This window comes from Roseibium algae (genome assembly GCF_037783265.1).
In the GTDB taxonomy this organism is placed as follows: Bacteria; Pseudomonadota; Alphaproteobacteria; order Rhizobiales; family Stappiaceae; genus Roseibium; species Roseibium algae.
The window spans coordinates 171,556-191,029 of sequence record NZ_JBAKIA010000005.1 but is presented as its reverse complement, the minus strand read 5'-3'; the positions used below and the strand labels follow the sequence as shown (position 1 = coordinate 191,029).

The following is a 19,474-nucleotide window of genomic DNA, read 5'->3' as shown; positions in this document are numbered from 1 at the left end:
AGTCATGGCACAAAAATAGCCGCGATATGAGTGATCTGCCCCCCTCGATGCGCCGTAAGCTGGAATAGTATTGCTATTTCCGATTACGGGAGCCCTATGAGCGACGATATGGAAAAAAACGTAACCGGTCTGAATGAGCTGCTTGCAGGCTTTGCAGCAGGAACTCTGGCAGAACCGGCGCAAGCCTTGGTTGGCGCTCATCTTGAGTTGTCAAAACAAAACCGTGACTATGTTGCTTCGCTGGAAGATCTGGCCGGATTTGGTATCGAGGAAGCCCAGCCTGTTGCGCTGTCTGATCGGGATAAGGCTCTAGCTGAGATCTTTGCGTCGAATGCCATTTCTGTTGATATGGCTAACGCGTCTGACTTTCGCGGAAACCAGAGCCATGATCCTCAGATGCCCGATAGCCTGAAGGACATTGTCGGAAAACCGCTTGATGCCCTGCCGTGGAAGACGTTGCTTCCGGGTGTAAAGGAGTGCAAGTTCGGCGAAGTCGATGGCTGCGCTGCCTCGCTCCTGTGGGTTCGAGCCGGACGTGCCATGCCATCTCATACCCATGAGGGAACAGAGCTGACCTTGGTGTTGCAGGGCGGATTCCGGGATGAAGACGGTCATTTCGTACGTGGCGACATTGCCTTCGCCGATCATGAAGTCGACCATAGACCGATTGCGGACGACGATGAGGATTGCATCTGTTTCGCTGTGACCGAAGGCAGCTTGCGCTTGACTGGGCCTGTCGGTCGTTTCTTCGCACCGTTTATGCGCTGACCTGAATTCATAAGTGCTGTTTTAGGTTCGAGATATTGATCCAGCCTTCGGGTGCCTTGCGTAGACAGCAGTGGTCCTCAGGAGGTTTGAATGTCCAGTCTTTATGTTGCGCAGCCTGGTGATGGATGTGTCTGGATCACCGGCGCCAGTTCCGGGATTGGCAGAGCGCTTGCACTTTCATTTGCTCGCGATGGCTGGACCATCGCCGCAACCGCGCGATCTTCTGATAAATTGCACAGTTTGAGTGAAGACGCACAGGCGCTGCCGGGAACAATTCATGCCTATGTTGGTGACGTCACCCAGTGCGAGGACATGGCGTCGCTTGTGGAGCACATTGGCCGTGATATCGGGCCCATCGCGCTTCTGGTTGCCAATGCCGGTGTGTATTTGCCGCAAGATGGCTTAGCGGGAGATTTGAAGGCTTGGCAGCAGACAATTGATGTCAATTTGAGTGGCACCGTCAATGTGGTGCTTCCTGTTATCGCTGCCATGCAGACCGCAGGTCAGGGACAGATTGCAATCGTCTCATCGGTTGCAGGGTATCGTGGCCTGCCAACGTCGGCTGCCTATGGTGCCACGAAAGCGGCTCTGATCAACATGGCGGAGGCACTGAAGTTTGATCTGGACCGTGTGGGTCTCCGCATTCAGGTGATCAATCCGGGTTTTGTCGATACGCCAGCAACGGCGGACAATCCCTTTCCGATGCCGCATTTGATCAGTGTCGAGGAGGCTGCAGGCGAAATTCGCAAAGGCCTTGTTCATCCAAGTGCCTTCGAGATTGCTTTTCCAAAGGCGTTCGTTCGCCAGCTGAAATTGCTTCGCATTCTGCCTTATTGGCTGTATTTCAAGTTGATTTCGAAATCCACGGGATGGTCCAAAAAGACCTGAGCTGCATTGCTCAGGTCTTCTAATTGGATCGGCTTGTTTTAACGTAGACCATCTGGCGCACATCAATGTTGCCGGACCTGAAACCTGCCTCGCAATAGTGCAGGTAGAATTCCCAAAGCCTCTTGAATCTGTCGTCGAAGCCGAGAATGCTGATCCGCGGCCACGCTTCCCGGAATCTCATACGCCATTCGGCCAGTGTTCGGGCATAATCTTGGCCAAAAATACTCTGCTGTGCCAGGTCGAGGCCGAGGTGCTTGCCAATCTCCACCAGTTTTCCAGGTGGTGGCAACATGCCTCCGGGAAACACATGTCGCTGGATGAAATCGGTACTGTTGCGGTAATCGTCGAACATGCGGTCCTGGATCGTGATGATCTGCAGGCCAGCGCGCCCACCGGGCTTGAGGCAGTCAGACAGTTGACGAAAGTACGTCTGCCAATAGCGTTCACCGACAGCCTCGAACATCTCAATTGAGGCGATGCGGTCAAATCGTCCACGCTCATCGCGGTAGTCCTGAAAGACGACATCGACTTTTTCGGTCAAGCCGGCATTGAAGATCCGCTCTCGTGCATAGTCGAATTGTTCTTGCGATATGGTCAGGGCCTTGACCTTTGCGCCCACTTCCTTGCCGACGAATTCGGCAAATCCGCCCCATCCGCAGCCAATCTCCAGCATCGTGTGTCCTGGTTGAATGTCCGTTTCACGTACGAGAGAGGCATATTTCAGCTTCTGTGCGGCTTCCAGGTCTTGGGTCTGGTCATTGAAGATCGCCGATGAATAGGTCATCGAAGGGTCAAGCCATTCCTGGTAGAAGGCGTTGCCCAGATCATAATGAGCGGAAATGTTTCGCTTTGATCCCTTGCGGGTGTTGGCGTTGAGCCAATGCCGCAGCACAAGAGCGAGGCGGGCGAAGGGGCGCCCTTTCAAGGCCTGCCGGGTTGCATCCCTGTTGATGCAGAACAGTTCCAGAAAAGTTGTTGTATCAGGCGATGACCAATGCCCGGCCATGAAGGCTTCCCCAACGCCAACGTCTCCGCCTTGAATGGCCATATTGACGAACTTCCAGTCGTGGACGTTCACCTCTCCGGCAGGGCCGGGCTCGCTGCCCTCAAAAAGATATCGCCGACCATCTGGAATGGTCACGGTCAGGGAACCTATCTTGAGTTTCAACAGGATCTTAAACCCCATGCGTACCATGCGGGGGAGACCGGACATCGCCTCACTGGCGTTTTTCCGGCTTACAATTGTCAAATCAGTCATGGCCAAACCCTCGGGCTCTACCTTGTTCAAAACAAATTCACTCAATCGCCGTTATCGGGCCGTTTGGGTGATCGAAGGTGAGGGAGCTGATGCACCTTTAGCGGGCCGAGGATAAAATCGTACACGTTTGCGCCAGATTTTAAAGGCCTCCCAGTGGATGCCGCCAAGGATCTTGAATGTCAAAAATGGAATTTTGAAACAGAGCTTCACGAGGGCGAGTGATGTCATCGGCAGAGCATTGCCGATGAATGTTGCCGACAGAAGTGGTCCTTCCGGATCCGTTTCCAGGATTCGGATCCTGACTGATTTTCCCGGTGGCAACAGGCGGAAATGATAGTGCTGTTCCATGTCTATGAAGGGGGAGACGTAAAAGAGCTTTTCCTGATCCTGGCGAAGGCCGGCTTCACTCATCTGTCCATCGGTGACTGGAATGACATATTGGTGTAGGTCGCCGAAGGTGTTGCGCACTTCGTAGATGACCGCAGCCAAATGGCCATCAATGTCATAGGCATAGTAGACAGCGAGCGGGTTGAAGACTGTTCCCAGGATGCGTGGATAGGCTAGAAGCAACACTCTGGCAGGGCGCTCAAGGCCTTTGTCAGTCAGAAGCGCATCGATATGCTTGCGTAGATCCTTCCCGTCCCGTGGTCCGTGATCCTTTGGATGGAATGACACAAGGTTGAAGCGCCTGACCGAAAAAAAACGGGATTGCCGATCCGCTTCCTTCAGCTTGTCGAGGTCGATCAGAAGGGAAAACACCTTGTAGTCAAACCGGTGTACCGCCGGTTTCATGCGCGCATGCATGACCGTCCCATTGTAAAGGGTTGCTGCTGCTGTTGGCAGCGGGCCGTTGTCGCGCATACTGGTGGCCGTGTTTGTATTCATTCGGCAGCTTCCAGCAAGGTTTCTTTGTCCGCCGTCGTTTCCCATGGAAGCTCAGCGCCAAGACGGCGGGCAACGGACAATCCGGCAGACAGGCCATCTTCATGGAAGCCGTGCCCGGCCCAGGCGCCACAGAACCAGATGTTGTCGATGCCTTGAATGCTGTCCAGATTCTTCTGTGCCTTGATAGCTTCCGCATTGAACTGGGGATGGTCATAGACAAATTGGGCGAAGGTCAGATCATCGTGGGGTGGGGTTGTCGGGTTCAGCGTCACAAACAGCGGTTTGGATTGATCGATGTTCTGGAGCTTGTTCATCCAGTAACTGACTGTCACCTCATTGCCGGAAACCAGATCATTGGTCCCTATATTTGAACTGGCCAAATAGTTCCAGGAAGCCCAGACCCTTTTTCGCTTCGGCATAAGGTTTTCATCCCGGTGCAAATAGACGGTGTTGGGGCGGTACTTGATTGCGCTGAGTATAGTGCGCTCCTGAACTGTCGCATCAGACAGCATGGCTAGAGACTGGTCTGTATGGCTCGCAAGGATGACCTGATCGAATGTGTCGGTTTCACCCGAACTGTCTGTCACCTGCACCTTACCGTTCTTGCGTTGTACATTGGCCACCATGGCACCATAGCGGATGTGCCCGGCCAGAGGGGCAAGTAGCCGTTGGACATAGTTGCGACTGCCGCCAGAAATGGTCCGCCAGGTTGGGCGGTCAAAATTGATGAGCTTGTGGTTTTCGAAGAATGAGACGAAGCTTTCGGCTGGATATTGCAGAACTTGATTGAGAGGCATGGACCAGATCGCGGCCCCCATCGGCAGCAGATAGTCGTTTATGAAGGCCGTCGAATAGCTGTTCTGCTCAAGATATTGACCAAGAGACAGGTCTTCCAAATGTCCGGCGGCACTGTCAGCTGCGCAGGATTTGTTAAAGCGGAGAATTTCGCGCAGCATCCAGAGGAAGCGCGGCGACACCAGATTGCTGCGTTTGGCAAAAATGGTGTTCAGGTTTTGCCCGGCCCATTCATGCCGCCCTTCATCGGACGACAGCGCAAAGCTCATGTCACTGGCTTCTGTGGCTACGCCAAGGTGATCGAGCAGGGCGGTAAAGTGCGGATAATTCAGCTCGTTGTAAACAATGAACCCGGTATCGACAGCAATCTTGGTGCCATCGTAGTCGATATCGACTGTTGCGCTGTGGCCGCCGGGGCGCTGACGTTTTTCATACAAGACGACCTTATGTTTGTCGCTGAGGGCCCAAGCTGCACTGTTTCCGGCAATGCCGGAGCCGATAACGGCAATCCGCATGGTCATTCCTTTTGTTCCTGCCTCTGTTTGAGCCAGGCTATGTAAACATTGTAAGTTCTTTACGGATCGATGTGTTCGCCGGATCACGGAATTGACGAACTGGATATTGAAAACAATAAAAAAATGACCCGAGATGGTCTCGGGTCATTCACAGGATGTAGTCTGTCAGAGCGGAAAGCCTTCAGGCGCGGATGGTGTCTACCAGCCAGCTCCAGGTGACTTCCACATGGGAAGCCGCAGTGTCAAAGAACGCAAATACTGTGTTCCATAGGGTTTTTCCGAGAGATTCAAATTGCAGACTGCGAGAGGCTGGGCGCTCTTTTGCCGTCTCGATGAACTCGATAGCCGTTGTTTGATCACCTTCTTCAACGATGCGGCGCGTGACCATCAATGGCCCATCACTTTCAATGCGGGACTGGTCGCGTTTTGCCAATTGCACTTCGGGGATGATGGAGCTTACAACAACGGCGCGACCGTCTGGCAGAAGATGTGTTTCGTTCGCGCCCACTTCTGAATCGTAGATCACTTCGCCGTATGAATCGATCAGTTCAACCCAGATGACCTTCTTTCCATCCAAGTCTATCTGACCGACCCATATCGTGAAATCACTATCGAACGGGTCTGTATCCGTCACGTTGGCAGAGGCAAGTGTCACCGCGAGTTTGTCTTGATGGAGTGTAACGGTCTCTTGGGGAAGAGTGGCTGCCGTTGCGCCAAATGATGTCAGAACAACTAGAATCAAGGCAATATTCAAGGAGCGCTGCTGTGGGTGCCTGAGCATACTCGTCATCAATTGCTGCATGTGTGCCTCCCAAGGTAAATACAATCATAGCGGTCAAAAAAATTGCTGCCGTGCTTTGACGTAAGAGTGGCTGCGTCAAATGGGGCTGACTTTTTTAGGTTATGATTTTGCCATGATTGCACCACATTTTGGGTAAGTGGTGTACTCAAAATTTTAAATCTGCATGATTTTTTTAAGTATTTATGCATTAATCGGCGAAACTACCGTAATTGCTATTCTTTTTTGAAACGTATTCTGATTGTTTTTTTCAAAATTACGCAGCCAATTTATGCTCCCAGATCGTTTTCAATCAAATAAAATGAAAAATTATCTTGTTTTGTAAGAAATCACTCAAGATGATGCCGCAACAGCCTGAGCAAGGTGATCTAGAATGCGAGGCTGGCTTTTTTCAACGAGAAAGCAGTTGAGTCTGAAGGGATTGGCTTGAACGCGCTTAAAGAGAAACTCCGTTCGATTGAGCACTTGCAGCGTTGCCGGTGTCTTTATTCGCCAGGGAAACTCTTTGTCCAACTTTACCGAGCGGCTTTACGCGATCGTTACCCTGCTGCTGGCCCCACTCTCACTCGAACGAGAGTGGGATTGTAAAGGGCCAGCTTTTTTTCCCGTATTCAGGCGGAAAGTTTCCAAAAGGGCTTGCCCGCCTAGCTGTGTCGAGAGCGGCCTTGTCTAAAAGAGCTGATCCTGAACTCCTAACAATTCGAATTCTGCTTGCCCGACCAGCACTGTCCAAAGTGAAGCTTACAACTGCTACGCCAGTGATGCGCTTTCTTTGCGCGGCACGTGGGTATCTGAGGGAACGCTTAAGCTTACGCCTGACCTTTCCCTTGTAATTGGAAACTTTGGCATTGCCAGCTTCCGAGCTTCTGCCCTTAGAAACGGCACCACCTTTTTGAGCCGTTCTTTTGCTACCTCCGCCCGCGCCTGTCGCTGTGTTGCTTTTTTTGGCGGTTTTCTTAGGTTTCTTGGCAGACTTTTGCTTCGTCTTGCGCTTTACTTTTTTTGGTGGATCGCGCACCAGCGGCTTTGGCCGTAGCTGGGGGACCGGAACGATGTCGCTTTGCGCGACCTCGGTTGGCAGCTCTGGTTGTTCCAAATCTGGCGGGGTGGCTTTGATCGGTTCGATTGTCTCAACCGGCTTTGTAAGCTCTGGCTTCACCTCTGTGAGTTGCTGCGGTTTGATTTCCTTAAGCGGATCGGTTTTTTCCGGGGCAGGGACTGTTTCTATAGGAGCCTTCGCCGATAGAGGCGCGTCTTCCGGTTTTTCCGACTTCAGCTCTGGCAGCTTCTCTGCGGGTTTCTGCAGCACCGGTTCTTCTACCGGCTCGACCAGCTCTTGAATGATGGGCTCTGCTTCAAGTGGTTTTTCGAGGGTTTTCTCTGCTTTTATAAACTTCCCTTCTGCTGCAGAATTGATCACCGTCGATGTTAGAGAAGGCGCAATTGCACTGTCCAATTGGGCGCTTTGGATCGTTTCAACAGGCTCAGGGGACGTTGCCTCGACGGGCTGTGGCTGGACGATCGGCGTTTCAATGTCTTCAACGGGCTCGACCATGTCATCCAGGTCGGCTTCTTCAGGTTCCGCCACAGGCATGGCGGTTCCGGCAATCAGCATGTTTTCGAAAGCCTGACCTATGGTTGCGGCGCTCGTTTCAGCACCGCCTGCGGTCAGGATCTCGTCTTTGTTGCTCAACGTCGCCCAGGCCGCGATCCCCATATGCAGGCCGAGGGACAAAACGAGCGCGAGGGCAAGCCAGCGCCAGCCCGGAGAAATGTTGTGGCTATCCTTCATTGCGACCTCATGGTGACAACGGTCACCTTGCCAGCGCCAGCTGACTGCAGTTGCCCGACAATATCGACAAGCGTCTTGGCCGCCATGTCCTTGTCTGCCACCAAGCGCACTGGAATATTGCTCGGAGTGCTGCCTTGCGAGGTCTCACCGGATGTCTCACTTGCGTCAGAGCCTGGGGCGTTGGCCAAATAGGCCTCAACTGTGATTGGGTTGCCGCGATAATGCAGAGACCCGTCTTCACGCGCGACCAAAGCGTCGGGCGGTGGCACGGGATCAGTTTCGGTGCTGTCGATCAAATCGACTTCGCTGTCCATGGGCGGAGCCAACTGGCCTGCGATCAGGAAAAAGATCAGCATCAAAAAGACAATGTTGATCAGCGAAATCGTGTTTTCGCTTTTGCGCTGGATTGGCGTGAGTTGCAGTTTTTTCATCTTGTCAGATCCGTCCTAACGACGGGAAATTGAGCGCGTAAGAACCGCAGCTGTTATTTGGCGACAGTGAGGCTGAGACCTTCGACCCGCCGAATGGTTTCCATGGCACTTACAAGGTCCTGGGCAGTTGCTTTTTCCTTCGGCAGGATCAGCACAGATTTCGCACCCTTTTGGGCAAAGCCCGCAAGAATGGCTTCTGCTGTATCCAATGTCGCCTGCTGGCCATTGATCCGCAACCCGTCCGGCACAAGCGAAATGATGATGTCAGGCCCTTTGCCGGATGATTTGCCGTTACCGCCTGGTGGAGCAATTTCAACTTCACCGAACTTGGTGAATGTTGACGTCAGCATGAAGAACAGCAGGAGAAGGAAGATCACATCAATCAGGGATGTTAGCGAGAGCTTCCGGGACCGTGCCTGTGGCAGATCAATGCGCATGAATTGCCTGTGCGCTCATCTGATTTGGGGCTGCAGTCTTAATGATATTGTCCACTGAAATGGTTGCTGCATCTGGAACATCGGAGAGCAAAATCCCTGCGCCCAGAGTTTCGATTGCGACCCGCTCGTTGTCGATCCGACTTTCAAAGAATGTCAGCAGCAGGGACACTGGCATGGCGACGGCAAGACCGGCAGCAGTTGTCAGAAGTGCGACCCAGATGCCGCCTGCGAGCATGGATGGATCCACTGAATTCCCTGCTGACTGGAGGTTCTGGAACGCTTCAATCATTCCAAGCACTGTTCCGAACAGCCCCAGAAGGGGTGACACCTGTCCGATAGCATCCAAGGCTTTCAGGCCCCACTGCTGGTTGTGCAGCCGCGTGAGCGCGCGCCTTGAAATCTCTTCCTCGATTGCGGTTTTGTCGAGGGTCCCGGTCAGCGACAGGCGCATGGCTGTTGCAACGGTTTCCTCAGAAGCTGTACGCGGCACACCAATCTTGCGGATGGCTTCGAGCTGATTGCCATTACGCCATAGGAATACGGCCTGGCGGGAGCGTCGCGTGTTGCCAACACCTTCGCGCCAGAACTGATAGATTTTCATCAGAACAAGAGCGAGCGCAATGACGGACAGGACGGCAATGAGGGAGACCACCGGTCCGCCGGCGTCCAGCAATTTTAGAACAGGCTGGAAAAAACTGGTCTGATCCATGGGGCTAACTCTTACTTGATGAAGGCGATTGTGGTGCGGGTCTTGGGCTCTAGGGCCGTGATGCACATATTTTCGGTGCCGGGCTGCGGATCAACCAGGTCACAACGTGCGGCTCCGTTGACCAGGATCTTGCCAATTGACGGGCATTTGACGCCGGCAAGTTCGAACTGACGCACGACGGTTTTTTGATCCTGGATGGCACCGAAGTCGAAGGCGGTCATTTGATCGACCAGTCCGTCAGCGTTGAACAGGACGAATTCGTAAGCCAGTCCACCAAGGGCTTGGCCTGTCGAATTGGAGGCTACAAAAGACAGCATGCAGCCGTTGGCTGTCTCTGATGCCCGGTTCAATTCGAGTGACAGGTTGTTTTCGGCAGCTTGAACCACGAAGGGGGCCGATAGTGCATAAGCCATTGTTGCAGCAAGGCAAACAGTTGTTCGGCGATGTGAAAGAAAGCCTTTGCCAAACGTTTGCTTCATGAAACTACGCATATTGTCCCCACACTCGGTTTTGAGTCTTAAAGCTACGGGCGGCTGAATAGCTGGTTCAGCAGATGGCATTAGCATCTTGCCTGCATGCGATATATGACAATCAGTATCAGGTATTGTGGGTATGAAATATGAGGGTGGTAGTCAAGTAATTCCGGGTGTGGATCTGCAATTTTATCGTGCAAGCAAGTGTTTGCGGATGGGTTTCCATGGGGAGGGTGAAGAGGTCGTTCAGCCGGAAATGACAATTCTGAGGCCGTGCGTGATGCAATGCAAATCAACGCTGTCATCATCAAGTCTTCTTGATGATCTTCAAAGCGGTCAAATCTTTAAAAGAAGGAGCAATGGCTCCCCGAGCAGGGCTCGAACCTGCGACAATTCGATTAACAGTCGAATGCTCTACCAACTGAGCTATCGGGGATCACCAACGTGGTGGCGGAACGTGTCTGCTCCGTCGATGGATGAGCGTATAACAAACGCTTTGCCGGTTTGCCAAGCCCCTCATCAAACTATTTTCATTGAAAAGATATAATCGTCGTGGATTGCGTTGGATAACTTATTATTTTCAGTAGGTTGAGCGGAATTTTTAGGTTGGGGAATTGTGCAAATGCCTTTCAATGCGGCTTGTTGTTTTTCAAAAAGCAAACGGTCGGCAGGTGCGCTTGTGATTGGTGCTTGTTAGTGCCGATCCTTGCCGAATGATCGAGGGAGGTTAGGCTTGGCTTGTTTGTCGCCTGCCAAGCCGCTACAGAAGGAGTGTCATGGTTTTCCGCGTGCTCTTTGCGCGTTGGAAATGAAACGGGAATGCGGTGCGGATCTTTATTGGGATCCAATTCCGCGGCTGCCCCCGCAACTGTAAGCGGCAAGGGGCTCTGCGACATGCCACTGGAACAGGCCAATCTGGCCGGACCGGGAAGGCGCAGAGACCTGATTGAGCCGCAAGCCAGGAGACCGGCCTGACAATCTTTGGGTCATTGATTTCAGTGACCTTAGTTCAACAGCCGTCGGGTGGACGGCAGGAGCCAGGCTGAATGCTATATTTACACCGCTGCTGCGGTCGATCTTTCACACATTTGTTCACCCGCCGATTTGGCGGTGTGCGCTTCTCCGGCCCTGACTTATGAGCGGGCAGGCTAAGACGAGTGTCACATTGATTCTGGGCGGTGTGCGTTCCGGAAAGAGCCGGTTTGCAGAAGAGCTGGCGATGAACAGCGGTCTACGACGTGTCTATGTGGCAACCAGTCCGGTGATTGATACGGAAATGGATGAACGCATTGCGTTGCATCGTGCCCAACGTGGGGATGACTGGCGCACCATCGAGGAAGAACTCGATCTTGTTGGTGTGCTGACCCGTGAAGCTGCGCCCGATACCGTCATTCTCGTTGATTGCCTGACCCTTTGGCTGAACAACCTTCTTTATCGTGAACGTGATGTCGCACTGGAGGCCCGCCGCCTTGCGGAGGCTCTGGAAAGCATCAAAGGCCCGTGCGTGCTGGTTTCCAACGAGGTTGGCATGGGCATCGTGCCCGAAAATGCTCTGGCGCGGTCGTTTCGTGACGCACAAGGACGTCTCAATCAGGATATCGCGGCGGTCGCGCAGAAGGTGATTTTTGTCGCTGCCGGTTTGCCGCTTGTTTTAAAACCCTCTTCTCACCCGGATATCAAAATATGACCATCGGACAGAAAATTCCTGCCACCATCGTCACAGGCTTTCTGGGCGCAGGCAAAACCACGTTGATCCGCAATCTGCTGAAGAATGCTGATGGCCGCCGCATCGCGCTGATCGTCAATGAATTCGGCGATATGGGGTTTGATGGTTCTCTCATGAACGGTTGCGCGGATCCCGATTGCGCTGCAGAGGAAGTGGTGGAACTCACCAATGGCTGTATCTGCTGCACGGTTGCCGATGATTTCCTGCCCACCATGGAAATGCTTTTGGCGCGGGACAATCCGCCAGAACACATCGTTATTGAAACGTCTGGCCTTGCCTTGCCTCAGCCGCTGGTGCGCGCATTTTCCTGGCCGAGCGTCAAGACCAAGGTAACCGTCGATGGGGTGGTGACAGTGCTGGATGCAGCAGCTCTTGCCGAAGGCCGGATCGCACTGGATGAAGCAGCCCTTGAAGCCCAACGCGCAGCGGATGACGCATTGGATCACGAGAGCCCTGTGGAAGAGTTGTTTCATGATCAGTTGACCTGCGCTGATCTGGTGGTTCTGAACAAGGCGGACCTGATCTCCAGTGATGCACTTGCCAAGGTGCGGGCAAAGATATCTGCCGATGTGCGAGACAGCGTTCACATTGTCTCATCGGAAAAAGGCACTTTGCCGATTGAAGTTCTGTTGGGACGTCAATCTGCTGCCGAACATGACATGGCAGCGCGCCACGAACATCACCACCATGATCACGATGATGACCACGGGCACGATGAACATGAACACGATGGCGACCATGACCACGATGATGAGCATCACCATCACCACCATGATGATTTCGAAAGCCATGTGTTGCCGGTGTCTGCCTTCGCGAGTTTGAAGGCTGCAGAAGCCAAGGTGCTGGAAGCCATGGCCTTGAAAGGCGTGCTACGGATCAAGGGCGCGCTTGTCATTGATGGCAAAGCTGCTCCGGCCATGGTTCAGGCGGTCGGCCCTCGGGTCGAGACATGGTTCGCTGCAGGGGCAGAGAGTTCCGGGCGTCTGGTGGTGATCGGGCTGAAAGGCCTTGATCTTGAGGACGTCAAGACACTGCTCGGCAGCACTGCGGAAGCGGCATGACGCTGATTATCCGTCACAGCCTAAATGCATCCCGGATTCACTCGACCAACTGTCTTGGCTGCAAGGGGTAGCGGATGCACATACTTGCGAGTCAGGCACGGCGGATCGATGACGGCGGGGATGCGGTTGATCTGGGTCAGGCGCCCGCTGATATCGTTTTCCTGTCGGCGGCTGACACGGAACTGGGGTCTTTCTCCAGCGCTCATAATGGGCTTGGTGCGCAGAGCTGCAGCCTGCGCCTTGCCAGTATCATGGCGTTGTCTCACCCTTACTCGGTCGACCTTTACGCAGAGCAGACGGTGCGCGGCTCGAAGATTGTTGCTGCGCGTCTTCTCGGGGGGGTGGAATACTGGCGCTATGGGGTTGAGCGGCTGGAGGAAGAGGCAAGGGCGTTCGATGTCCAATTGGTTCTCATTCCAGGTGATGACAAATGGGATGAGGCGCTGGCCTCAAGGTCTACGGTGCCGTTGGAAACAGTGCGCCGGTTCTGGCGCTATTGTGTTGAGGGCGGGCCGGGCAATTATGCAAATGGTCTGCTTTTTCTTGCTCACTTGGTTGGGAGAGCCGAAGAGCCTGCCCATCCGGTCCCACTTCCGCGCGCGGGAATCTATCTTCCAGGTCACACAGCGCCAAGTGTTGATACGCTGAAAGCAACATGGGCCGATCAATCAAGACCAGTTGCTGCCATCACGTTTTATCGTGCTCTGGTGCAAGGGGCCCAGACTGCGCCTGTTGATGCGTTGATCGAGGCTTTGGACAGATCAGGCGTTAATGCGCTGCCTGTGTTTTTGTCTTCGCTGAAGGAAGCCGAATCCGCTGACATTCTGGCAAGCCTGTTTGAGGCAGCTTCGCCTGATGTGGTTCTGAATGCGACCGCCTTCGCCGTTTCCAAGGTAGGCGTTGCCCATCAGACGACACCGCTTGATGCGCCCGGGAAGCCTGTGCTGCAAGTGGTGTTTTCGTCGTCCTCCAAGGAAGGCTGGGAAGACAGCGATCAAGGGCTGTCGATCCGCGATCTTGCCATGCATGTGGTTTTGCCGGAGGTGGATGGACGCCTGTTGACGCGGGCGATCTCCTTCAAGGAAGAAGACCGCTTTGAGGAGGCCACTCAGTCCACGCCTGTACGTTTTGTTCCGGTGCCGGACCGTGTGTCTTTCGTGGCTCAACTTGCTGCCAATTGGGCGCGGCTGTCGCATGTGCCGGTACAACACAAGAAAACGGCTCTGATCCTTGCGAATTACCCAAACAAGGATGGCAGGCTTGCAAATGGGGTCGGGCTGGATACGCCTGCGTCTTGCGCTGGGCTGCTTCAAGCCATGAAGGCAGAGGGCTTTGATGCTGAGGGTGCCCCAGAGTCGTCAAGGGCCTTGATGGATATCCTCACGCAAGGTGTGACCAATGCGCTGGGCGGGCGAGAGCAACGACAACACTTTGAGACCCTGCCGCTTGCTGCCTACAGGGCGGCCTTTGCAGATTTGCCAGAGAGTGTCCGTCGCGGCGTCATGGAACGTTGGGGCCGGCCGGAAGACGATCCGCATGTACTGGATGGCGGCTTTCGTCTGGCGCTGCATCGGTTCGGTAATCAGATGGTCGGTATTCAGCCTGCACGCGGCTACAACATTGATCCCAAGGAAACCTATCACGACCCGGATCTGGTTCCGCCACATCACTATTTCGCATTCTACATCTGGCTGCGGCAGGTGTTTGGCGTTCATGCGGTCGTGCATCTTGGCAAGCATGGCAATCTGGAATGGCTGCCGGGCAAGGCGTTGGCGCTGTCTGAAGGCTGTTATCCTGAAGCCGTGCTTGGGCCAGTGCCGAACATCTATCCGTTCATTGTCAATGATCCGGGTGAGGGGGCACAGGCCAAGCGACGAACGTCTGCGGTGATTGTCGATCATTTGACACCGCCTTTGACCCGGGCCGAAAGCCATGGGGTGGCGGGCGAACTCGAAATTCTCCTTGATGAATATTATCTTGCCAGCGGTGTTGATCCGCGCAGGCTCAAGGCACTGACAAGCGATATCCTTGATGTCGCCGTCCGCAATGGGCTCGACAAGGATATCGGCATCTCGGATGAGATGGACGAAGCCACTCGGCTTGCTCGCCTTGACGCCCATCTGTGCGACTTGAAAGAATTGCAGATCCGGGATGGCTTGCACATATTGGGTGAAAGCCCGATGGGCAACCTCCTAACCGATCTCCTGGTTGCGCTGGTCCGTGTCCCGCGCGGCAAGGAAACGACTCAACAAAGCCTGCAGTGGGCGATTGCGGATGACCTGAAATTTGCTGGTTTTGATCCGTTGGATTGTGACTTCTCGGCGCGCTGGACGGGGGAAAAGCCGGAGGTGCTCGCATCACTTTGCGATGATCCTTGGCGGTCCAATGGGGATACGGTCGAGCGAATCGAGTTGTTGGCGCAGAAATTGGTCGCTGGTGAGCTTGCCGCTGAGCCGGATTGGGTTGGCACGCATGCGGTGCTGGCCGATATCGCAGCAAACCTCCGTCCTGCTGTCGCCGGATCTGGGCTGGCTGAAACCAGGGCTGTATTGACGGCGCTATCAGGTGGCTTTGTTGCGCCCGGTCCCTCTGGCGCGCCGACGCGAGGTCGTCCGGATGTGCTGCCGACGGGTCGTAATTTCTATTCGGTCGATGTGCGCGCTGTGCCGACAGAAACAGCCTGGCGACTAGGCCAACAATCTGCGGCTCTGGTTGCCGAGCGTTATTTCCAGGAGGAAGGTGAATGGCCGACCTCACTGGTGCTGACCTGTTGGGGTACCGCGAACATGCGCACGGGCGGCGATGATATTGCTCAGGCGTTGGCCCTTATCGGTGTTCGGCCCGTCTGGGAAAAGGGCTCTGGCCGGGTGACCGGGTTTGATGTTCTGTCGCTGGCTGAGCTACAACGTCCGCGCATTGATGTGACGCTTCGGATCTCGGGTTTCTTCCGTGATGCCTTTCCGCATCAAGTTGACCTTTTCGACAGCGCAGTGCGGGCAGTTGCCGCTTTGGAAGAGCCTGTAGAGGCTAATCCGATTGCTGCCAAAGTGCTCAAGGATCGATTCAACTTCGAACAGCAAGGGTTTGATGCCGGTGAGTCACTTCTGCGTGCCGGGTTCCGTGTTTTTGGCTCCAAGCCAGGAGCCTATGGCGCAGGACTTCAAGCGTTGATTGATGAAGGTATCTGGGATGAACGCGGCGATTTCGCCGAGGCATTTCTGGAATGGGGCGGCTATGCCTATGGAGGCGGTGCGTCCGGAACGGCTGCGCGCAGTGAATTGGAAACCCGGCTATCCGGCGTCGATGCGGTGTTGCACAATCAGGACAACCGGGAGCATGATCTGCTTGATAGCGATGATTATTATCAGTTTGAAGGTGGATTGGCAGCAACTGTCGAGGTCCTGAAAGGGGCCGCGCCAAAGATTTATCACAATGATCACTCCAGGCCGGAGCGACCTGTTGTAAGGTCATTGTCGGAAGAAATTGGCCGAGTGGTGCGGGGCCGCGCCGCGAATCCCAAGTGGATCGAGGGTGCCATGCGCCATGGTTACAAGGGCGCCTTCGAGATTGCTGCGACGCTTGATTATCTCTTTGCGTTCTCAGCTACGACTCATGCGGTTGGAGATCATCATTTCGATCAATTGTTTGAGGCCTATATCGAGGTGGATGAGGTTCGTGAGTTTCTGATTGAGGCCAACCCAGCGGCCTATGGAGAGATCCTCGACCGATTTTCAGATGCGCTTCGGCGCGGCCTATGGACACCGCGCAAGAACAGCACACATGCTCGCATTACCGAGCTCCAAGCCACGACCGACGGGAGAATGTCATGAGCGACAAGACACAAGAGCTGAGTGAAGAAGAACTCAACGCGCGCCATGCGGATAAAATGCGCAAGAAAAAAGCTGCTCGCGACAAGATCATGGCGACCAAGACCATCGAAAAAGGCCTGCTGATTGTCCACACCGGCAAGGGCAAGGGTAAATCAACGGCCGGGTTCGGCATGGTTTTCCGGTCTTTGGGGCATGGGCACAAGGTTGGTGTGGTGCAATTCGTCAAGGGGCGGATCGAAACTGGTGAGCGCATGGCACTGGAGAGGTTCTCCGATCTGGTCACCATCAAGCGCATGGGCGAGGGCTTCACCTGGGAAACCCAGGACCGCCAGCGGGATATCGATGCAGCACGCCAGGCTTGGGATGCGGCAAAGGAAATGATCACCAGCGGCGACTATCGCCTGATCCTGTGCGATGAGCTGAACATTGTCCTGCGATATGATTATCTGCCAATCTCTGAAGTGGTCGAATTCCTGCGCGATGAAAAGCCGGAAGGCGTGCATGTCGTCATAACCGGTCGTAATGCCAAGGACGAGCTGATCGACATTGCGGATCTTGTCACTGATATGACCCAGATCAAGCATCCTTTCCGCTCTGGCGTAAAGCCGCAAGAAGGCATTGAGTTTTAAGGCGCGACCGGTGTCTGGAACTAAGGTTGTTGTTCAGGTCGATGACCTGGTCTACTGGAGGAATTATGAAATTGTTTGATGACAGCCTGCGTACAGCTTCTGCACATCATGCGGAAGCTGTACGCCGCTATGAACTTGGCCGAACGGTCGTTGAATTTCTCGCAGCGGTGACCTTCATCATTGGCAGTGTGTTTTTCTTCTATGAGAGCCTGATCTATGCGGGTACCTGGATGTTTTTGATCGGGTCGGTGCTGTTTGCCGTCAGGCCGTCGATTCGGTTGATGTTGGAATTGCATTTGGCACGGTTGCCCGTGCCTAGGGAATTCAGGCCTTATGGGTCTGAAGAGGTGGTTGAAACACTTTAATGGCCCGGCGCACCCCAGCTCTTATGGTTCAAGGCACCGGTTCAAATGTCGGCAAGAGCCTGATTGTTGCGGGATTGTGCCGACTGTTCGCCAACCGGGGTTTGAAGGTCAAGCCGTTCAAGCCGCAGAACATGTCGAACAACGCTGCTGTGACGTCCGATGGCGGTGAAATCGGTCGGGCTCAGGCGCTGCAGGCGATGGGCTGCCGGGTGCCGTTGAGCGTTCACATGAATCCTGTGCTCTTGAAGCCTGAGACAGACACCGGCGCGCAGGTGATTGTTCAGGGACAGCGCTTTGGCACGATGAAAGCGCGTGAGTATGGTCGGCAAAAGAATCAATTGCTTCCGAAGGTTCTGGACAGTTTCGCAGAAATTGAATCCGGCATGGACCTGGTCATCGTCGAGGGGGCTGGCAGCCCGGCCGAGATTAATCTTCGTGCTGGGGACATTGCCAACATGGGCTTTGCTGAAGCTGCCGATCTGCCCGTGATCCTATGTGGTGACATTGATCGCGGCGGCGTCATTGCGTCGCTTGTCGGCACCCATGCGGTGTTGGAAAAAGACGAGCAGGACCGGATCAAGGGTTTTTTCGTCAATCGGTTTCGGGGCGATACAAGCCTCTTTGATGAAGGTATGCGTCAGATTTCGGCACGGACTGGCTGGGCCAATTTGGGTGTTGTTCCGTGGTTTTCCGATGCCTCGAAGCTTCCGGCTGAGGATGCTCTGGGGCTAACCGATGGGACGGGGCGCGGGGAGATCAAGATCGTGGTTCCGGTGATTTCCCGAATCGCCAATTTCGATGATCTTGATCCTTTGCGCTTGGAGGATGGCGTCACGCTGGAACTTGTTCAGCCTGGTTCGCCGCTGCCAGCAGATGCAGATCTTGTGCTGTTGCCCGGTTCAAAATCGACGGTTGGTGATCTGGCTTTCATCCGGCAACAAGGCTGGGATATTGATTTGAAGGCTCATCATCGTCGCGGTGGGCATATTCTGGGAATTTGCGGCGGCTATCAAATGCTGGGCAAGAGCATTTCAGATCCTGAAGGTATCGAGGGAGCTGCTGGGACCGTTGAGGGGCTGGGGTTTCTGGATGTGACGACAGAACTGACACCGGAAAAATCACTGGTCGAGGCGCAGGGCACCCATGTGATGACGGGTGCGCCTGTTTCCGGCTACGAGATCCACATTGGCCGTACATTTGGGCCAGATTACGCGCGTCCCATGATGCAGCTCTCTGGCGGCAATGCGGACGGCGCGCAATCTGAAGATCGGAGGGTGTCAGGCACCTATCTGCATGGGCTTTTCGCCGATGATCGGTTTCGAAAAGCCTATCTTTCCGGATTTGGCGCTGTGTCTGATCTGGCCTATGAGCAGAGCATTGATGCTGTTCTGGACGATTTGGCTGTCCATCTTGAAGCCTCCATGGATGTGGAGCTGCTCTTGAATATTGCCCAGGATCGGTAAACAACCACTGTGATCCGGCATTTATCTTGCCTTATTCCGTTCGCTTCCAAACCAGCAACTGATTGTTGGCAGGCATTTTATGATCTGCCACCAGGGTCAGTCCGATTTTTTTGGCAAGCTCATCAACAGCTTCGAAATCACGTATTCCGCTGTCCGGATTGCGATCTCGTAGGCCTTTGTCGAAAGTTTCATTGCTTGTCGCTGTGAATGCTCCGCCATATTTAAAGGGGCCATAGATGCACAAAGTGCCGCCCACTTTCAGTGCATCACCAATGCCCTCAAACAGGTTCTCGACCAGCTCCCATGAAATGATGTGCAGTGAATTGGCAGTGTAAATGCCGTCATAGGCATCTTCATAATCGCTGGCAGACACAGGCCATGGCAGGTCGCTGATATCCAGTTCAATCGGAGACAGGAGGTTCCCGAGCTCGCTATCTGCTTCGACGATTCGTTGGTCGATGGCAGGCAGGTGCTCGTCCAGGTCGCTTGGGCGCCAATCAAGATGGGGCAGCTTTTCGGCGAAGAATACGGCGTGTTGACCTGTTCCGCTGGCGATCTCGAGGATACGGCTGGCCTCTGAAAAGGCGTCTTTTAGTTTTTCAAGAATGGGTCGTTTGTTGTTATCTGCGGCAGCGGAAAACGGAAGCATG

Annotated in this window: 18 protein-coding genes, 1 tRNA gene and 1 riboswitch; of the genes, 8 read left to right on the top strand and 11 right to left on the bottom strand. The window is 54.2% G+C overall.

The window, feature by feature from the left end:
* Positions 1 to 96 precede the first annotated feature (96 nt).
* Together V6575_RS09795 and V6575_RS09790 are read left to right on the top strand one after the other, a co-directional pair.
* On the top strand, positions 97 to 768 hold the full coding sequence (locus V6575_RS09795; RefSeq protein WP_340274121.1) for a ChrR family anti-sigma-E factor: 672 nt from the start codon (positions 97 to 99) through the stop codon (positions 766 to 768).
* Positions 769 to 858: 90 nt separating this feature from the next.
* Positions 859 to 1,656, top strand: coding sequence for an SDR family NAD(P)-dependent oxidoreductase (locus V6575_RS09790; protein WP_340274120.1), 798 nt, complete (start codon positions 859 to 861; stop codon positions 1,654 to 1,656).
* A 19-nt stretch (positions 1,657 to 1,675) separates the two neighbouring features.
* On the opposite strand, the gene V6575_RS09785 is transcribed toward V6575_RS09790, so the two are convergent.
* The 10 genes from V6575_RS09785 to V6575_RS09740 form a co-directional block, all read right to left on the bottom strand.
* A complete protein-coding gene (locus V6575_RS09785; protein ID WP_340274119.1) occupies positions 1,676 to 2,914 on the bottom strand; it encodes a class I SAM-dependent methyltransferase in 1,239 nt (412 codons plus the stop codon).
* 51 nt (positions 2,915 to 2,965) lie between these two features.
* A complete protein-coding gene (locus tag V6575_RS09780; RefSeq protein ID WP_340274117.1) occupies positions 2,966 to 3,799 on the bottom strand; it encodes a DUF1365 domain-containing protein in 834 nt (277 codons plus the stop codon).
* Complete coding sequence (locus V6575_RS09775; protein WP_340274362.1) at positions 3,796 to 5,109, bottom strand: NAD(P)/FAD-dependent oxidoreductase; 1,314 nt, start codon at positions 5,107 to 5,109, stop codon at positions 3,796 to 3,798. The genes V6575_RS09780 and V6575_RS09775 overlap by 4 nt, the downstream gene beginning before the upstream one ends.
* A gap of 181 nt (positions 5,110 to 5,290) precedes the next feature.
* Positions 5,291 to 5,911 (bottom strand): hypothetical protein, encoded by a 621-nt coding sequence (locus V6575_RS09770; protein ID WP_340274116.1) that lies wholly within the window; start codon positions 5,909 to 5,911, stop codon positions 5,291 to 5,293.
* A 559-nt stretch (positions 5,912 to 6,470) separates the two neighbouring features.
* The gene (locus V6575_RS09765) at positions 6,471 to 7,700 is read right to left on the bottom strand and encodes an energy transducer TonB family protein (RefSeq protein WP_340274115.1); all 1,230 of its coding nucleotides are present in this window, start codon (positions 7,698 to 7,700) and stop codon (positions 6,471 to 6,473) included.
* Positions 7,697 to 8,131, bottom strand: coding sequence for an ExbD/TolR family protein (locus V6575_RS09760; protein WP_340274113.1), 435 nt, complete (start codon positions 8,129 to 8,131; stop codon positions 7,697 to 7,699). The genes V6575_RS09765 and V6575_RS09760 overlap by 4 nt, the downstream gene beginning before the upstream one ends.
* 53 nt (positions 8,132 to 8,184) lie before the next feature.
* Positions 8,185 to 8,568, bottom strand: coding sequence for an ExbD/TolR family protein (locus V6575_RS09755; protein ID WP_340274112.1), 384 nt, complete (start codon positions 8,566 to 8,568; stop codon positions 8,185 to 8,187).
* A complete protein-coding gene (locus V6575_RS09750; RefSeq protein ID WP_340274111.1) occupies positions 8,558 to 9,277 on the bottom strand; it encodes a MotA/TolQ/ExbB proton channel family protein in 720 nt (239 codons plus the stop codon). Before V6575_RS09750 ends, V6575_RS09755 begins: the two co-directional genes overlap by 11 nt.
* Positions 9,278 to 9,288: 11 nt before the next feature.
* A complete protein-coding gene (locus V6575_RS09745; RefSeq protein ID WP_340274110.1) occupies positions 9,289 to 9,756 on the bottom strand; it encodes a hypothetical protein in 468 nt (155 codons plus the stop codon).
* A gap of 354 nt (positions 9,757 to 10,110) precedes the next feature.
* Positions 10,111 to 10,186, bottom strand: a tRNA-Asn gene (locus V6575_RS09740).
* A gap of 324 nt (positions 10,187 to 10,510) precedes the next feature.
* Positions 10,511 to 10,738: riboswitch (cobalamin riboswitch) on the top strand.
* Between the two features lie 147 nt (positions 10,739 to 10,885).
* Here V6575_RS09740 and cobU point away from each other — a divergent pair.
* The 6 genes from cobU (at position 10,886) to V6575_RS09710 (ending at position 18,824) form a co-directional block, all read left to right on the top strand.
* On the top strand, positions 10,886 to 11,437 hold the full coding sequence (gene cobU / locus V6575_RS09735; protein WP_340274109.1) for a bifunctional adenosylcobinamide kinase/adenosylcobinamide-phosphate guanylyltransferase: 552 nt from the start codon (positions 10,886 to 10,888) through the stop codon (positions 11,435 to 11,437).
* Complete coding sequence (cobW, locus tag V6575_RS09730) at positions 11,434 to 12,537, top strand: cobalamin biosynthesis protein CobW (protein ID WP_340274108.1); 1,104 nt, start codon at positions 11,434 to 11,436, stop codon at positions 12,535 to 12,537. Before cobU ends, cobW begins: the two co-directional genes overlap by 4 nt.
* Positions 12,538 to 12,611: 74 nt before the next feature.
* Positions 12,612 to 16,367, top strand: a complete 3,756-nt coding sequence (cobN, locus tag V6575_RS09725; protein ID WP_340274106.1) for a cobaltochelatase subunit CobN — start codon at positions 12,612 to 12,614, stop codon at positions 16,365 to 16,367.
* Positions 16,364 to 16,996, top strand: a complete 633-nt coding sequence (gene cobO, locus V6575_RS09720) for a cob(I)yrinic acid a,c-diamide adenosyltransferase (protein WP_340274105.1) — start codon at positions 16,364 to 16,366, stop codon at positions 16,994 to 16,996. Before cobN ends, cobO begins: the two co-directional genes overlap by 4 nt.
* 65 nt (positions 16,997 to 17,061) lie before the next feature.
* The gene (locus V6575_RS09715) at positions 17,062 to 17,361 is read left to right on the top strand and encodes a YrhK family protein (RefSeq protein ID WP_340274104.1); all 300 of its coding nucleotides are present in this window, start codon (positions 17,062 to 17,064) and stop codon (positions 17,359 to 17,361) included.
* The gene (locus V6575_RS09710) at positions 17,361 to 18,824 is read left to right on the top strand and encodes a cobyric acid synthase (protein ID WP_340274103.1); all 1,464 of its coding nucleotides are present in this window, start codon (positions 17,361 to 17,363) and stop codon (positions 18,822 to 18,824) included. Before V6575_RS09715 ends, V6575_RS09710 begins: the two co-directional genes overlap by 1 nt.
* A gap of 31 nt (positions 18,825 to 18,855) precedes the next feature.
* On the opposite strand, the gene V6575_RS09705 is transcribed toward V6575_RS09710, so the two are convergent.
* On the bottom strand, positions 18,856 to 19,473 hold the full coding sequence (locus V6575_RS09705; RefSeq protein ID WP_340274102.1) for a DUF938 domain-containing protein: 618 nt from the start codon (positions 19,471 to 19,473) through the stop codon (positions 18,856 to 18,858).
* Position 19,474: the final 1 nt, after the last annotated feature.